Genomic DNA, 14,234 nt, shown 5'->3' with positions numbered 1-14,234 from the left:
TGAGGGAACACATGAGCGATATCGAAGCACGCGTCAAAAAAATCATTGCCGAACAACTCGGTGTGGAAGAGTCCCAGGTGACCAGCGAGAAGGCTTTCGTGGCTGATCTGGGCGCCGACTCCCTGGACACCGTCGAACTGGTGATGGCACTGGAAGACGAGTTCGGCATCGAGATCCCGGACGAAGACGCCGAGAAGATCACCACGGTGAAAAACGCCATCGACTACGCCAAGGCGCACCAGAAGGCCTGATGGCCAACCCGGCGGTTGCGGCGCGGCTGTGCCGCCCGCCGCTGCAAGCGGCCTGTCCATCCGGATGAGATGTTCCGCTTGCGGTTGTTTCCGTTTCCTAGCCTGCACAGAAAACTATGTCCCGTCGTCGCGTCGTCGTAACAGGTATGGGCTGTATCAGCCCGGTCGGCAATACCGTGGCCGAGTCATGGTCCAGCCTGCTGGCCGGTCGCTCCGGCATCGATCTGATCACTAGGTTCGATGCCAGCAACTTTGCCTGCAAGTTCGCCGGCGAGGTCAAAGGTTTTGAGTTGGAGAGGTACATCGGCAGCAAGGAAGCGCGCACGATGGACACCTTCATCCACTACGGCATCGCCGCGGCCGTGCAGGCGGTCGAAGATGCCGGCTTGCCCACCGGTGAAGGACTGGACGAAGAACAGGCGGTGCGTATCGGCTGCCTGATCGGCTCCGGCATCGGCGGCCTGCCGTTGATCGAAGAGACGCACGCCGAGTACACCAACCGTGGTCCGCGTCGTATTTCGCCGTTTTTCGTCCCGGCCTCCATCATCAACATGATTTCCGGGCACGTCTCGATGCGCTTCGGTTTCAAGGGCCCGAACCTGGCGATCGTGACGGCCTGTACCACGGGCCTGCACAGCATCGGCCAGGCCGGGCGCCTGATCGAGTACGGCGACGCAGATGTGATGATTGCCGGCGGTTCCGAGGCGACGGTCTCGCCCCTGGGGGTGGGTGGTTTTGCTGCCATGCGCGCCCTGTCCACCCGCAACGACGACCCCAAGACGGCTTCGCGCCCCTGGGACAAGGACCGCGACGGCTTCGTGCTGGGCGAGGGTGCGGGTGTCATGGTGCTCGAAGAGTACGAGCATGCCAAGGCCCGTGGCGCCAGGATCTATGCCGAGCTGTCCGGTTTCGGCATGAGCGCCGATGCCGGTCACATGACCGCCCCGAACATGGACGGCCCCCGTCGCGCCATGTTGGGTGCCATGCGCAATGCCGGTGTCAATGCCGATCAGGTGGACTACCTGAATGCCCACGGCACCTCGACACCGCTGGGCGACATCAACGAAACCAACGCCATCAAGGCGGCGCTGGGCGCCCACGCCAAGAAGACCGTGGTCAATTCGACCAAATCCATGACGGGCCACCTGCTGGGTGGGGCTGGCGGCATCGAGTCGGTCTTCACCGTGCTCGCACTGCATCACCAGAAGAGCCCGCCCACCATCAACATCTTCAACCAGGATCCGGAGTGCGATCTCGATTACTGCGCCAATACTGCGCGTGATGTGAAGATCAATGTCGCGGTGAAGAACAACTTCGGCTTCGGCGGAACCAACGGCACCCTGGTCTTCAAGCGCATCTGACGCGCAGAATCTCCGAGCGACATGCACAGCGCCCCAGCGGTTTCTTATCCGGTGGGGCGTTCTTCCATGCGCACGGCGTGTCTGCTCCTGCCCTGGTCGCTGGCGGGCCTGGTCTGTGCGGTCTGGGTCTTGCCATCCGACCACTTTTCCGCAGCCCACGGCCTGGCGCTGATTCTGTGGCTGGGTGGCGCCTGGCTGGTGCATACGGAGCTGCGTCGCCAGCCCGAGGGCCTGCTCGCCTGGGATGGCCAGTCCTGGAACTGGGAAACACAGGGCGTGCAGTGCGTCGGTGGGCTGCGCCCGCGCCTGGATTGGCAACAGGGGCTGCTGTTGGAATTCCAGCCGCTGGAAGGCCGGGGTTTCTGGCTCTGGCTTGAGCGCGGCATGGCACCCCTGGTGTGGGAGAGTTTGCGGCGTGCCGTTTACGCGCCAACGGCACCGACTCCGTCCGCCCTGCCGGCGCGGCAGGAGACCGGATCTTGACGGCGACCCCATCCCCAAGTGGTGACAGCGACGCCCAGCTGGTGACGCGCACCCTGGCGGGTGATGCCAAGGCGTTTGAGTTGCTGGTTCTCAAGTACCAGCGCCGTATCCAGCGCCTGATCGCTCGCATGGTGCGCGACACCGACCTGGTGGAAGACATCGCCCAGGAGACTTTTATTCGTGCCTACCGGGCCTTGCACCAGTTCCGGGGGGAGGCGCAGTTCTATACCTGGCTGTACCGGATTGCCGTCAATACGGCCAAAAAAGCCTTGCTGGATCTCAAGCACGACCCGCTGGTGACCATGGCGGCGTTGCGGCCCGAGGACGATGAGGATGAAACTTTCCAGCCCGGAAGGGAACCAATAGCAGAAGAAACGCCGGAAACCCTGTTGGCCGCGCGCGAAATCGCCGAGGCCGTGCAGGCCGCGTTGGAGGCCTTGCCGGAGGATTTACGTCAGGCCGTGACCCTGCGCGAGATCGAGGGTTTGAGCTACGAGGACATCGCGGCGGTGATGGACTGTCCGATCGGTACGGTGCGTTCGCGGATATTCCGGGCGCGTGAGGCGATCTCGGCGCGGGTACGTCCCATGCTGGAGCGCCAGACAGGCAAACGTTGGTAGGAACAGAACAGATGCAGGAAACCAAGATGCAGCAGGCAGAGCGGGCCCATGAGCTGGCTTCGGCTTTGGCCGATGGCGAACTGCAGGGTGCGGAGTTCGCGCAGGCCCTGCGCGTTCTGGAGTCCAGCCCGGAGGCACAGTCGCGTTGGCATAGCTACCACCTGGTTGGCGATGTCATGCGCGCGGGGGCGGGCGCAGCAGTCGGTGCGCATGATGCCGAGTTCGTGGCGCGTTTGCGCCTGCGTTTGCATCAGGAGGGCAGCCGTCCACAGCCTGAGGCCAGGCTCCGCCTGGACCTTGCACCGTCCAGCGCCAACGACAGCGTCTGGCGCTGGAAGCTGGTGGCTGGCCTGAGTTCTCTGGCCGTGGTGGCCGTGCTGGGGTGGCAACTGGCCGTTCCCTCGCCGCAAGCCGTACAGATGGCGGTCTCCGGCCGGGCGCCCTTCCAGCCGCAGACGTCCGTGGCGCAGACCAGCGCCGAGCCCCCCGTCATGATCCGAGATCCGAGGCTGGACCAGCTGATCACCGCGCACCAGCAACTGGGGGGCACCTCTGCCCTCCAGATGCCGGCAGGCTTCCTGCGCAACGCCACCTTCGAGCGCCCGTCGCGCTGAAACAGGCCGCTTCCGTATGCCGATCCTCTTCTGGCCTCGTCTGATCCTGCTGGCGGCCCTGTTTCCGGGGCTGGTGCTGCCGGCCGTTGCTGATCAAGGTGCTGCCAGTGCAGCCTCGCAGGCGGTTGTGCGTGAGCGCAGCGTTTCCGAATGGCTGTTGCGCATGCATGAGGCCTCGCGCCGCCGGGCCTACATCGGTACGCTGGTGGTGTCTTCGGGTGGCAGCATGGCCAGCGCGCGTGTCTGGCACGTCTGCGACGGCGAGCAGCAGATGGAGCGCGTGGAGTCGCTGACTGGCACGCCACGCTCGACCTTCCGGCGGAACGATGTGGTCGTGACTTTCTCGCCGCTCAGTCGTGTGGTTGTGGCGGAAAAGCGCGAGGCCCTGGGGCTGTTCCCGCACCTGCTCAAGACCGTGGATGCGGCGATCGAACAGCATTACGCCGCCAGCCCCCAGGGCAGTGAACGTGTGGCCGGTTTCGAGGCCGACGTCGTGCAACTGAACCCGCGGGACAGCCTGCGCTTTGGCTACCGGATCTGGAGTGAAAAACGCACGGGACTGGTGGTCAAACTGCAGACCCTGGACGACCAGGGCCGGGTTCTGGAGCAGGTGGCGTTCTCCGAACTGCAGCTCGACGCTCCGGTCAGCATGGACAAGCTCAGCCGCATGATGGGCAACACCGAGGGCTACAAGGTGGAGTCTCCGGCGCTGATGAAAACCACACCTGCGGCCGAAGGCTGGCGGTTGGCCCAGGAGGTGCCAGGCTTTCGCGCCATGAGCTGTTACCGCCGTCCTACGGCCTCGGGGGTGGATGCCGTGCAGTGGGCATTCTCGGACGGTCTGGCCTCGGTTTCGGTGTTCATCGAGGCCTATGACCCACGCCATCACGGCCAGGAGGGGCTGCAAGCCCTGGGGGCCACCCACGCACTGGTGCGCCGCGTCATGGCGGGCGGTACGTCCTGGTGGTTGACGCTCGTGGGCGAGGTGCCGGCCCAGACCTTGCAGGCTTTTTCCCAAGGGCTTGAGCGCACGCGCTGAGCCCACATCTTCATGGCCTTCCTTTTTTCTTTAATCGTTTGATCACACGGGGTTCAACATGTCTGTGATGGCTATATCGGTGTTCACCGGACCCAGGCGCAAGCTGTTCATGCTGGGGACCGCGCTTCTGCTGGCAATGGCTGCCTATTCACTGAGTGGCACGGCCGCAGCCCAAGGGCGCGGCCTGCCTGATTTCACCGAACTGGTTGATCAGGTCGGGCCTTCAGTCGTCAATATCCGCACCCTGGAAAAGGTCAGCGCGCGTGCGGCCGATGAGAACGGCACGGATGAGGAAATGCTGGAGTTTTTCCGCCGCTTCGGCTTGCCGGTGCCCCCGAACCTGCCGCGCCAGACACCGCGGTCGGGTCGCCCGCAGCCCGAGGAGCAGCCACGCGGCGTGGGCTCTGGCTTCATCCTGTCGGCCGATGGTTACATCATGACCAATGCCCATGTGGTCGATGGCGCCGACGAGGTGCTCGTGACCTTGACCGACAAGCGCGAATTCAAGGCGCGCATCGTAGGCGCCGACAAGCGCACCGACGTGGCCGTCGTGAAGATCGAGGCCACGGGCCTGCCGGCTGTGAAGGTGGGGGACGTGAACCGCCTCAAGGTGGGCGAGTGGGTGATGGCCATCGGCTCGCCCTTCGGACTGGAAAATACCGTGACGGCCGGCATTGTCAGCGCCAAGCAGCGTGACACGGGTGACTATCTGGCGCTGATCCAGACCGATGTGGCGATCAATCCCGGCAATTCGGGTGGGCCGCTGATCAATCTGCGCGGCGAAGTGGTTGGCATCAATAGCCAGATCTATTCGCGCTCGGGTGGCTATATGGGCATCGCCTTCGCCATTCCGATCGATGAGGCCATGCGCGTGAGCGAGCAACTGCGTGCCAGCGGGCGCGTGACCCGCGGACGCATCGGGGTGCAGATCGACCAGGTGACGAAGGAGGTGGCCGAGGCCATCGGCCTGGGCAAGCCCCAGGGCGCGCTGGTGCGTGGGGTGGAGACCGGTTCGCCGGCCGAGAAGGCCGGGGTGGAAGCCGGCGACATCATCACCAAGGTCGATGGCAAGGCGATCGAGAAATCGACGGACCTGCCGCGCATGGTCGGCAGCCTCAAGCCAGGTACGCGCAGCACGCTGACCGTGTTTCGCCGTGGCAGCAGCAAGGATCTCACGGTGACCATCGGCCAATTCGACGTCGAGAAGCCGGTGGCGCGCAAGGAGCGTGAGGACAAGCCGCGTTCTGGTGCCGCACCGACGCTGGGCCTGACCGTGACCGACCTCAGCGAGGCGCAGAAGAAGGAACTCAATCTCAAAGGTGGGGTGCGGGTGGAGTCGGCTGTCGAGGCGGCTGCCCGCGCCGGCCTGCGCGAGGGCGATGTGATCCTGGCCCTGGCGAATGTCGAGGTCGCCAGCGTGCGCGAATTCGAGGCGCTGCAAGCCAAGCTCGAAAAGGGCAAACCTGTTCATGTGCTGTTTCGCCGGGGCGAGTGGGCGCAGTACGCCGTGATCAGGCCGGTGCGCTGACGGTAGGCGGCCCCGTCTCCAACCCGAGTTGGGGATAGGGGCTTTGCCGTGCATACCGTGTGCAAATATCTTTTAAATTTTCAAACCAATTTATAAGTTTGTATTCACTTACTTATTGTCAAGATTCGACATTTTGGTTAGAATGCACAGCGTTCAGACAGGCATTACCTGCATATGGTCTTGGTCTGAATCCACCATGCGGGATCTCTGGGCCTTCATACAGAGGCATCCACAGATCACCCACAACTTGTTCAAGATCAGCCCACAAGAATCTGTTGATAAACTGTTGATAAATTCCTGTTGTGACGTCGCAACGACGGAAATTTGCGATTTTTCGGGCTGTACGGGGCTGCCTTTTTGCCTACAATGAAGCTCCAACTATCGCAGTTGCCATAGATTGTTGGTTCAGGGCGCGTCACAACCCGACGCGCCCTTTTTTCTTGCCCGCGTCTTTTTAAATTCAATCACTTAAACGTTTTCGTTGATGAAGCACATCAGAAATTTTTCGATCATCGCGCACATCGATCATGGCAAATCGACGCTCGCGGACCGCTTGATCCAGCGCTGTGGCGGACTGGAAGAGCGCGAGATGGAGGCGCAGGTGCTCGACTCCATGGATATCGAGAAAGAGCGTGGGATAACCATCAAGGCGCAGACCGCTGCGCTGCAATACAAGGCCCGTGACGGCCAGATCTACAACCTCAACCTGATCGATACACCTGGCCACGTGGATTTCTCGTACGAGGTCAGTCGCTCGCTGTCGGCCTGTGAAGGGGCGCTGCTGGTGGTCGATGCCAGCCAGGGCGTGGAGGCGCAAACCGTCGCCAACTGTTACACCGCGCTCGACCTGGGTGTGGAGGTGGTGCCGGTGCTCAACAAGATGGATCTGCCGCAGGCCGACCCGGAGCGCTCCAAGGAGGAGATCGAGGACGTGATCGGCATCGATGCCTCCGATGCGATTCCCTGTTCAGCCAAGACCGGCATGGGGGTGGACGACATCCTGGAGGCCATCGTGGCCCGCATCCCGGCGCCGCAGGGCAAGCCGGACGGTCCGCTGCGCGCCATGATCGTCGACAGCTGGTTCGACAGCTACGTCGGCGTGGTCATGCTGGTGCGGGTGGTCGATGGTCGCCTGCTCAAGGGGGAGCGCATCCGGCTGATGGCGGCCAATGCCGTCTTCGAGGCCGGCAGCCTGGGGGTGTTCACGCCGGCCAACCAGCCACGCGAGGCGCTCTATGCCGGCGAAGTGGGTTACATCATTGCCGGTATCCGGGAGCTGCAGGCCGCCAAGGTGGGCGATACCGTGACGCTGGAAAAGAAGCTGCCCAACAATGCCGGCCCGGCCACCGAGGCGCTGCCTGGTTTCAAGGAGATCCAGCCGCAGGTGTTTGCCGGCCTGTACCCGACCGAAGCCAACCAGTACGACGCGCTGCGCGACAGCCTGGAAAAGCTCAAGCTCAACGATGCTTCCCTGCATTTCGAGCCGGAGGTGTCCCAGGCCCTGGGCTTCGGCTTCCGCTGCGGTTTCCTGGGCCTGCTGCACATGGAGATCGTGCAGGAGCGGCTGGAGCGTGAATTCGACCAGGACCTGATCACCACCGCACCCAGCGTGGTCTACCAAGTGCTGCGGGGCGACGGTGAGGTCATCATGGTCGAGAACCCGTCCAAGATGCCGGACCAGAGCCAGATCCAGGAGATCCGCGAGCCCATCGTGACGGTGCACCTCTACATGCCGCAGGAGTATGTGGGCCCGGTCATGACCCTGGCCAACCAGAAACGCGGTCTGCAGCTCAACATGGCCTACCACGGCCGCCAGGTCATGCTGACCTACGAGTTGCCCCTGGGCGAGATCGTGCTGGACTTCTTCGACAAACTCAAGTCCGTCAGCCGAGGCTACGCCAGCATGGACTACGAGTTCAAGGAATACCGCGCATCGGATGTGGTGAAGGTCGACATCCTGCTCAACGGCGAGAAGGTCGACGCCTTGTCCATCATCGTGCACCGCACCCAGGCCGCCTTCCGCGGCCGGGCCGTGGCGGCCAAGATGCGCGAGATCATCAGCCGCCAGCAGTTCGACGTGGCCATCCAGGCCGCCATTGGCGCCAACATCATTGCTCGCGAGAACATCAAGGCCCTGCGCAAGAACGTGCTGGCAAAATGCTACGGCGGCGACATCAGCCGCAAGAAGAAACTTCTCGAGAAACAAAAAGCAGGCAAGAAACGCATGAAGCAGATCGGTTCGGTGGAAGTGCCGCAGGAGGCCTTCCTGGCCATTTTGCAGGTGGAGGATTGATGCAGATCCTCACCGCGATGGTGCTGGCGGCCTTCGCCGGCTATATAGGTGCCTGGTATTTCGGGTCGATCGAGGGCAATTTCGCCCTGCTGCTGTTTCTGGCCTCGGTGGTCACCGGCCTGTACTGGCTGGCCGAGCGTTTCTATTTCCTGCCGCAGCGCCAGGCGGCCGCGGCCCGGCTGGAAGCCGAGGCGCTGCAGCGACGCGCAGGCCTGCAGCAGCAGGGCATTGCCGTGGACGAAGGGGGCGAACTGGCCCAAGCCCGTGAACGCCTGCTGATGCAACCCTGGTGGCTGGACTGGACGGCCGGCCTGTTCCCGGTGATCGTGGTGGTCTTCCTGCTGCGCTCCTTCCTGTTCGAGCCGTTCAAGATCCCCTCGGGCTCCATGATCCCGACCCTGCTGGTGGGTGACCTGATCCTGGTCAACAAATATCACTACGGCATACGCCTGCCGGTGCTCAACACCAAGCTGACCGAAGGCAACAAGCCTCAGCGCGGCGATGTCATGGTGTTCCGCTACCCGCCTCGGCCCAGCCAGGACTACATCAAGCGCGTCGTCGGCGTGCCGGGCGACGAGGTGGCCTACCTGAACAAGCGGCTGACGATCAACGGTCAGCCGGTGGCCACCAGCGAGTTGCCCGAGTTCTTCGACGAAGACGCCATGCGCTACTTCAAGCAGTACGGCGAGGCCCTGGGGGCGCAGCCGCACCGCATGATCGTCGACGGCGAGCGCCGCGGTGGCTTTGCAGAAGCCGAGATCGGCGACTTCCCTGCCCGCCAGAACTGCCGTTACAGCATCGAAGGCGTGGTCTGCAAGGTGCCCGAAGGACACTATTTCATGATGGGCGACAATCGCGATAATTCGCTGGATTCGCGCTACTGGGGTTTTGTGCCGGATCAGAACATCGTGGGCAAGGCCTTCTTTGTCTGGATGAATTTCGGCAACCTCAAGCGTATTGGTTCGTTCAACTGATTTCGATGATGGATAGACGGGGGAAACTATGACAAGGCAACTGAAATCGGGACAGCGTGGCATCACCTTTATCGGCTTGCTGTTCATCGGCGGCATCCTGGCGGTCACCGGGGTCATCGTGGCACAGATCATCCCGACGGCGATCGAGTTGCAGGCCATCCACAAGGCGGCCAAGAAGGCGGCGGCCGAGGGGGGGACCGTGGCCGAAGTGAAAGCTGTCTTCGACAGGGCAGCGACGATCGACGATATCAAGTCCGTCGAGGGCAAGGATCTGACGGTGACCAAAAACGGCGACAAGGTGGTCGTCAGCTTTGCCTATGAGCGCGAGATCCATCTGGCCGGTCCGGCCTGGCTGACGCTCAAGTACGAAGGAAGCACCAAATAGCGTGGCTGATGGTCTGACCGCATTGCAGGAGCGCCTGCAGCATCATTTCTCTGACCCAGCCTTGCTGGCGCGCGCGGTCACGCACCGCAGTTTCTCTGCCGACCATAACGAGCGCCTGGAGTTCCTGGGGGACTCCGTCCTCAATCTGTCCGTGGCCGACCTGCTTTACCAGCGACTCAGTGCCTTGCCGGAAGGTGATCTCTCGCGCATCCGCGCCAACCTGGTCAAGCAGGACACCCTGCACCAGCTGGCCGTCGGACTGGGCTTGTCCGAGGTGGTGCGCTTGGGCGAGGGGGAAGTTCGTTCCGGTGGCAGCCGCCGGCCCTCGATCCTGGCCGACGCCCTGGAGGCCTTGATTGGCGCGGTCTATCTGGATGCCGGCTATGGCGCCGCCCAGGGGCTCGTCCAGCGTCTCTTCGAGGCCGTGGAAATCAACCCGCAGATGCAGGCCAGTGCCAAGGATGCCAAAACAGAGCTTCAGGAATGGCTGCAGGCGCGCAAACTCAAGTTGCCCTTGTACCGTGTGGTGGGCACTCTGGGGGCCGCCCATCGGCAGACTTTCGATATCGAATGCGAAGTCTCCGAACTGAACCTCAACGAGCGCGGCATCGGCAACTCGCGCCGGGCCGGTGAGCAGGCAGCTGCTGCTGCCATGCTGCAATCACTCAAGACGCGGGACAAGGCCTGACCTCATGGAAAGCACAGTGGTAACCCCGTCTGCCGAAGCGCCGCATCGTTGCGGTCTGGTGGCCATCGTCGGCAAGCCCAACGTCGGCAAGTCCACGCTGCTCAATGCCCTGGTGGGGCAGAAGATCAGCATCACCTCGCGCAAGGCGCAGACCACGCGCCACCGCATCACCGGCATGCGAACCCAGGGTTCGACCCAGTTCGTGTTTGTGGATACGCCGGGCTTCCAGACCGTGCACGGAAATGCGCTCAACAAATCGCTGAACAAGACGGTGGTGGGCGCAGTGTCCGACGTGGACCTGATCTTGCTGGTTGTGGAGGCCGGCAGCTTCACCCCTGCAGATGCACGCGTGCTGGCCCTCTTGGGGCAGGGCATTCCTACACTGTTGGTGGCCAACAAGCTCGACAACGTGCACCGTCGAGGTGACATCGCCCCCTGGCTGCAGGAAATGCAGGCCAAGCACGCCTTTGCCGAGTTCGTGCCCATGTCGGCCAAAAATCCCAAGGATATCGAGCGCCTGCTGGGCATTTGCGAAAAATATCTTCCCGAGCAGGACTGGTGGTACGCCGAAGACGAGCTGACCGATCGCAGCGAAAAATTCCTCGCCAGCGAGCTGGTACGCGAAAAACTGTTTCGCCTCACCGGCGACGAGCTGCCCTACACTTCTACCGTGGTGATCGACAAGTTTGAAGAAGAACCACCGCAGAAGAAGGGGCAGAAACGCCTGCTGCGCATTGCTGCCACCATCGTGGTGGAGCGCGACGGGCATAAGGCCATGGTGATCGGTGATAAGGGCGAGCGCATCAAGCGCATAGGCATGGAAACCCGGGTGGAGTTGGAGAAGCTGGCTGATGCCAAGGTCTTCCTGGAGCTGTGGGTCAAGGTTCGCTCCGGCTGGGCGGATGACGAGGCTCGCGTTCGCAGTTTCGGCTACGAGTGAGTGGCCGCCGGGCCGGCTAGTGCGATGGCGACGAAACGCATTTCAGAAGAGCCGGCCTATGTGCTGCACCGCTACGACTGGAGCGAGACCAGCCTGATCCTGGAAGTTTTCACGCGCCATCATGGCCGCATTGCCCTGGTGGCCAAGGGCGCCAAGCGTCCCAGTTCCAGTTTCCGCCCCGTGTTGCTGCCGCTGCAGCCCCTGCAGCTCAGCTACGGTGGCGACGCCGAGATCCGCACGCTCAAGGGCGCGGAATGGATGGGCGGCCACGTCATGCCCACCGGCGAGTCCCTGCTGTCGGGCTATTACCTCAACGAACTGCTGCTGCAGCTGCTGGCGCGCGATGACCCGCATCCGGTCTTGTTCGATGTCTATGCCAACGTGGTGCGCGTGCTGGCTTCCGAACACGACGAGGTGCTGCAGGCGGCCTTGCGTACCTTCGAGCTGCTGTTGCTGCGCGAGATCGGCTTGCTGCCACGGCTGGACCACCAGACCATGACGCTGGCGCCGCTGCAGGCCGATGTCCAATACGCGCTGGTACCCGAAGGCGGCCTGCGCACGCGCAACGAGTCAGATCGCTCAGGCCTGAGCGGCGCGCAGTGGCAGACATTACAGCTGGCGCTGGAATCCGGGGCGCCTTTCACCGACACCTTGCGCGCTTCTGCGGCCGTGATGAATGAACTGAAACCGCTACTGCGTGCCTTGCTCCATTACCATTGCGGCGTATCCACGCTGCGCACCCGGCAGATGATGGTGGATATCCAATCCCTATGAAAATTCGCACTGCACTCTCCGTCAACGTCAACAAGGTCGCCTTGGTGCGCAACACGCGCCATCTGGGCATCCCCAGCGTCACGCGTGCAGCCGTCTTGTGCCTGCAGGCCGGCGCCCACGGGATCACAGTGCATCCGAGGCCTGACGAGCGCCATATCCGCGCGCAGGACGTTTTTGATATCGCCATCCTGATGCAGGACTGGCCAGGCCGCGAATTCAATATCGAAGGCAACCCCTTCCACAACCTGATGGATTTCATCCGTCAGGTGCGTCCGCAACAGGCCACCTTCGTGCCCGATGCCGAAGGCCAGTTCACCAGTGACCACGGCTGGAGCTTTCCCCAGGATGCCGAGCGCCTGCGCCCGCTGATCGCCGAATGCCGTGGTCTGGGCGTGCGCGTCAGCCTGTTCATGGATCCCGTGCCCGGGCAGATGGCGCTGGCCCGGGCTGCCGGGGCCGACCGTGTCGAGCTCTATACCGAACCCTACGCTGCAGCCTGGGGCCACGCCAGCCAGGCCGAGCAGCTGCGGCGTTATGCCGTGGCAGCGCAGGCGGCGCTGGATGCCGGACTGGGGGTGAATGCCGGCCACGATCTGAACCGCGACAACCTCGCCGAATTCCTGCGCCAGGTCCCCGGCGTGGCCGAGGTCTCGATCGGTCACGCCCTGATTGCCGACGCCCTGGAGCTCGGTTACAGCGCCACGGTCAAAGATTACCTGCGCTGTATCGCGGACGCTGCTCGATGATCTACGGCATCGGTACCGATATCTGCGACGTGCGTCGCATTCGCCTCAGCATGGAGCGGCATGGTGAGCGCTTCGCCCAGCGCATCCTCAGCGATGCCGAGTTTGCCACCTGGAAGGCGCGCAGCGTACGCTGGCCCGAGCGCGGCTTGCGTTATCTCGCGACCCGTTTTTCCGCGAAAGAGGCGTTCTCCAAGGCCATCGGCCTGGGCATGCGTTTGCCCATGAGCTGGCGTTTGTGTGAGGTGGGCAAGCTGCCCAGCGGCAAGCCTTTCATCGTGCTCCATGGTGAACTCAAGACCTGGTTCGAGGCCCAGGGGCTGAGTGCCCACGTGAGCGTGACCGACGAGACCGATTACGCCGCCAGCTTCGTGGTGGTCGAGAAAATCTCCGCCCGGCCTGACGCATAGCCCTACCATTGATTTTCCGCGAAAGACCTGTATGAGCCAGCACGCACCCTTGATCATCGATATCGCCGGCCTGGCCCTGAATGCGGACGACCGTCGCCGGCTGGCCCATCCGCTGGTCGGTGGCCTCATCCTTTTTGCGCGCAACTGGCAGGATCGGTCCCAACTGGTTTCGCTCTGTGCTGACATCAAGCGGATCCGGGCTGATCTATTGATCTGCGTCGACCACGAAGGCGGCCGTGTGCAGCGCTTCAAGACCGGTGGCTACACCCCTCTGCCGCCCATGCGCGCCCTGGGCGAACTGTGGGCACGCGATCAGCTGGGTGCCACCAACGCAGCCACCGCTTGCGGCCTGGTGCTGGCCAGCGAGCTGCGTGCCTGTGGCGTGGACTTCAGCTTCACCCCGGTGCTCGATCTCGACTATGGAGAGAGCGGTGTCATCGGCGACCGGGCCTTCGGTCGCGACCCGCGTGTCGTCACGCTGCTGGCAAAGAGCTTGATGCACGGCCTGCGTCTGGGCGGCATGGCCAGCTGCGGCAAGCATTTCCCCGGGCATGGTTTCGTGAAGGCCGATTCCCACACCGAGATCCCGGTGGACAAGCGCAGCCTCAAGGCCATCCTGGCCGACGATGCCGCGCCTTACGACTGGCTCAGCACCGCTCTGGACAGCGTGATGCCGGCGCACGTGATCTACCCGAAGGTGGATGCGCGGCCCGCCGGTTTCTCAGAAAAATGGCTGGGCGATATCCTGCGCGGCCGTTTGCGTTTCCAGGGCGCTGTCTTCAGTGACGACCTCAGCATGGCCGGGGCACGCTTGATCGATGGTCGCCGGGTCAGCTACACCGAAGCTGCCGTGACGGCGCTGAACGCCGGTTGCGACATGGTGCTGCTGTGCAACCAGTCGCTCGATGGCGGCCAGGCCGTGGACGAACTGATCGCCGGTTTGACCGAGGCGCAGGTCAAGGGCCAGTGGCAACCCGACGACGGGGGGGAAACCCGGCGCCAGGCCCTGCTGCCGCAGACAACGCCGCCCGACTGGGACGAACTCATGGTCAGCCCGGCCTATATGCACGCGCTGGACCTGATCCCCTGAGTCTCGGTCGACATCTCTTTCGTCACGAAACTGAAACACGA

At 63.1% G+C, this 14,234-nt stretch carries 16 protein-coding genes; all 16 read left to right on the top strand.

The features are described 5' to 3' along the window. Positions 1 to 11 precede the first annotated feature (11 nt). The 16 genes from acpP to nagZ all read left to right on the top strand — a co-directional run bounded on the left by acpP (position 12) and on the right by nagZ (position 14,193). Positions 12 to 251, top strand: coding sequence for an acyl carrier protein (gene acpP, locus AC1RRP_RS18415; protein ID WP_493038786.1), 240 nt, complete (start codon positions 12 to 14; stop codon positions 249 to 251). Positions 252 to 367: 116 nt separating this feature from the next. Beyond that, on the top strand, positions 368 to 1,612 hold the full coding sequence (gene fabF, locus AC1RRP_RS18410; protein WP_493038784.1) for a beta-ketoacyl-ACP synthase II: 1,245 nt from the start codon (positions 368 to 370) through the stop codon (positions 1,610 to 1,612). A gap of 21 nt (positions 1,613 to 1,633) precedes the next feature. Beyond that, entirely contained in the window at positions 1,634 to 2,095 is a 462-nt protein-coding gene (locus tag AC1RRP_RS18405; RefSeq protein WP_493038782.1) for a hypothetical protein, read from the top strand. Continuing rightward, the gene (rpoE, locus tag AC1RRP_RS18400) at positions 2,092 to 2,715 is read left to right on the top strand and encodes an RNA polymerase sigma factor RpoE (RefSeq protein ID WP_493038780.1); all 624 of its coding nucleotides are present in this window, start codon (positions 2,092 to 2,094) and stop codon (positions 2,713 to 2,715) included. Before AC1RRP_RS18405 ends, rpoE begins: the two co-directional genes overlap by 4 nt. A gap of 11 nt (positions 2,716 to 2,726) precedes the next feature. Continuing rightward, positions 2,727 to 3,329: a sigma-E factor negative regulatory protein gene (locus AC1RRP_RS18395; protein WP_493038778.1), complete on the top strand. Its 603-nt coding sequence runs from the start codon at positions 2,727 to 2,729 to the stop codon at positions 3,327 to 3,329. Positions 3,330 to 3,345: 16 nt separating this feature from the next. Further along, positions 3,346 to 4,368 carry a MucB/RseB C-terminal domain-containing protein gene (locus AC1RRP_RS18390; protein ID WP_493038776.1) on the top strand — a complete coding sequence of 341 codons (1,023 nt, stop codon included), beginning with the start codon at positions 3,346 to 3,348 and terminating at the stop codon, positions 4,366 to 4,368. Positions 4,369 to 4,477: 109 nt separating this feature from the next. Beyond that, positions 4,478 to 5,896 (top strand): DegQ family serine endoprotease, encoded by a 1,419-nt coding sequence (locus tag AC1RRP_RS18385; protein ID WP_493038825.1) that lies wholly within the window; start codon positions 4,478 to 4,480, stop codon positions 5,894 to 5,896. A 484-nt stretch (positions 5,897 to 6,380) separates the two neighbouring features. Then, a complete protein-coding gene (gene lepA / locus AC1RRP_RS18380; protein ID WP_493038774.1) occupies positions 6,381 to 8,189 on the top strand; it encodes a translation elongation factor 4 in 1,809 nt (602 codons plus the stop codon). Then, complete coding sequence (gene lepB / locus AC1RRP_RS18375) at positions 8,189 to 9,163, top strand: signal peptidase I (RefSeq protein ID WP_493038772.1); 975 nt, start codon at positions 8,189 to 8,191, stop codon at positions 9,161 to 9,163. Before lepA ends, lepB begins: the two co-directional genes overlap by 1 nt. A 28-nt stretch (positions 9,164 to 9,191) precedes the next feature. After that, a complete protein-coding gene (locus tag AC1RRP_RS18370; RefSeq protein WP_493038770.1) occupies positions 9,192 to 9,548 on the top strand; it encodes a DUF4845 domain-containing protein in 357 nt (118 codons plus the stop codon). Position 9,549: 1 nt separating this feature from the next. Next, on the top strand, positions 9,550 to 10,236 hold the full coding sequence (rnc, locus tag AC1RRP_RS18365) for a ribonuclease III (RefSeq protein WP_493038768.1): 687 nt from the start codon (positions 9,550 to 9,552) through the stop codon (positions 10,234 to 10,236). A 4-nt stretch (positions 10,237 to 10,240) separates the two neighbouring features. Then, complete coding sequence (gene era / locus AC1RRP_RS18360; protein WP_057676874.1) at positions 10,241 to 11,176, top strand: GTPase Era; 936 nt, start codon at positions 10,241 to 10,243, stop codon at positions 11,174 to 11,176. 24 nt (positions 11,177 to 11,200) lie between these two features. Next, positions 11,201 to 11,950 (top strand): DNA repair protein RecO, encoded by a 750-nt coding sequence (recO, locus tag AC1RRP_RS18355; RefSeq protein ID WP_493038766.1) that lies wholly within the window; start codon positions 11,201 to 11,203, stop codon positions 11,948 to 11,950. Next, complete coding sequence (locus tag AC1RRP_RS18350) at positions 11,947 to 12,696, top strand: pyridoxine 5'-phosphate synthase (protein ID WP_493038764.1); 750 nt, start codon at positions 11,947 to 11,949, stop codon at positions 12,694 to 12,696. The genes recO and AC1RRP_RS18350 overlap by 4 nt, the downstream gene beginning before the upstream one ends. Further along, positions 12,693 to 13,103, top strand: coding sequence for a holo-ACP synthase (gene acpS, locus AC1RRP_RS18345; RefSeq protein WP_493038762.1), 411 nt, complete (start codon positions 12,693 to 12,695; stop codon positions 13,101 to 13,103). The genes AC1RRP_RS18350 and acpS overlap by 4 nt, the downstream gene beginning before the upstream one ends. A gap of 31 nt (positions 13,104 to 13,134) precedes the next feature. Continuing rightward, positions 13,135 to 14,193, top strand: coding sequence for a beta-N-acetylhexosaminidase (nagZ, locus tag AC1RRP_RS18340; RefSeq protein WP_493038760.1), 1,059 nt, complete (start codon positions 13,135 to 13,137; stop codon positions 14,191 to 14,193). Positions 14,194 to 14,234 lie beyond the last annotated feature (41 nt).

This window comes from Hylemonella sp. GW821-FHT12C09, from assembly GCF_058807395.1.
This window is presented reverse-complemented; position numbering and strand designations above follow the sequence as displayed.

Bases quoted from the DNA above. Each gene is read 5' to 3' on its own strand.
- acpP (WP_493038786.1), top strand. From the start codon at position 12: ATGAGCGATATCGAAGCACGCGTCAAAAAAATCATTGCCGAACAACTC.
- fabF (WP_493038784.1), top strand. From the start codon at position 368: ATGTCCCGTCGTCGCGTCGTCGTAACAGGTATGGGCTGTATCAGCCCG.
- AC1RRP_RS18405 (WP_493038782.1), top strand. From the start codon at position 1,634: ATGCACAGCGCCCCAGCGGTTTCTTATCCGGTGGGGCGTTCTTCCATG.
- AC1RRP_RS18395 (WP_493038778.1), top strand. From the start codon at position 2,727: ATGCAGGAAACCAAGATGCAGCAGGCAGAGCGGGCCCATGAGCTGGCT.
- AC1RRP_RS18390 (WP_493038776.1), top strand. From the start codon at position 3,346: ATGCCGATCCTCTTCTGGCCTCGTCTGATCCTGCTGGCGGCCCTGTTT.
- AC1RRP_RS18385 (WP_493038825.1), top strand. From the start codon at position 4,478: ATGCTGGGGACCGCGCTTCTGCTGGCAATGGCTGCCTATTCACTGAGT.
- lepA (WP_493038774.1), top strand. From the start codon at position 6,381: ATGAAGCACATCAGAAATTTTTCGATCATCGCGCACATCGATCATGGC.
- lepB (WP_493038772.1), top strand. From the start codon at position 8,189: ATGCAGATCCTCACCGCGATGGTGCTGGCGGCCTTCGCCGGCTATATA.
- AC1RRP_RS18370 (WP_493038770.1), top strand. From the start codon at position 9,192: ATGACAAGGCAACTGAAATCGGGACAGCGTGGCATCACCTTTATCGGC.
- era (WP_057676874.1), top strand. From the start codon at position 10,241: ATGGAAAGCACAGTGGTAACCCCGTCTGCCGAAGCGCCGCATCGTTGC.
- recO (WP_493038766.1), top strand. From the start codon at position 11,201: ATGGCGACGAAACGCATTTCAGAAGAGCCGGCCTATGTGCTGCACCGC.
- AC1RRP_RS18350 (WP_493038764.1), top strand. From the start codon at position 11,947: ATGAAAATTCGCACTGCACTCTCCGTCAACGTCAACAAGGTCGCCTTG.
- acpS (WP_493038762.1), top strand. From the start codon at position 12,693: ATGATCTACGGCATCGGTACCGATATCTGCGACGTGCGTCGCATTCGC.
- nagZ (WP_493038760.1), top strand. From the start codon at position 13,135: ATGAGCCAGCACGCACCCTTGATCATCGATATCGCCGGCCTGGCCCTG.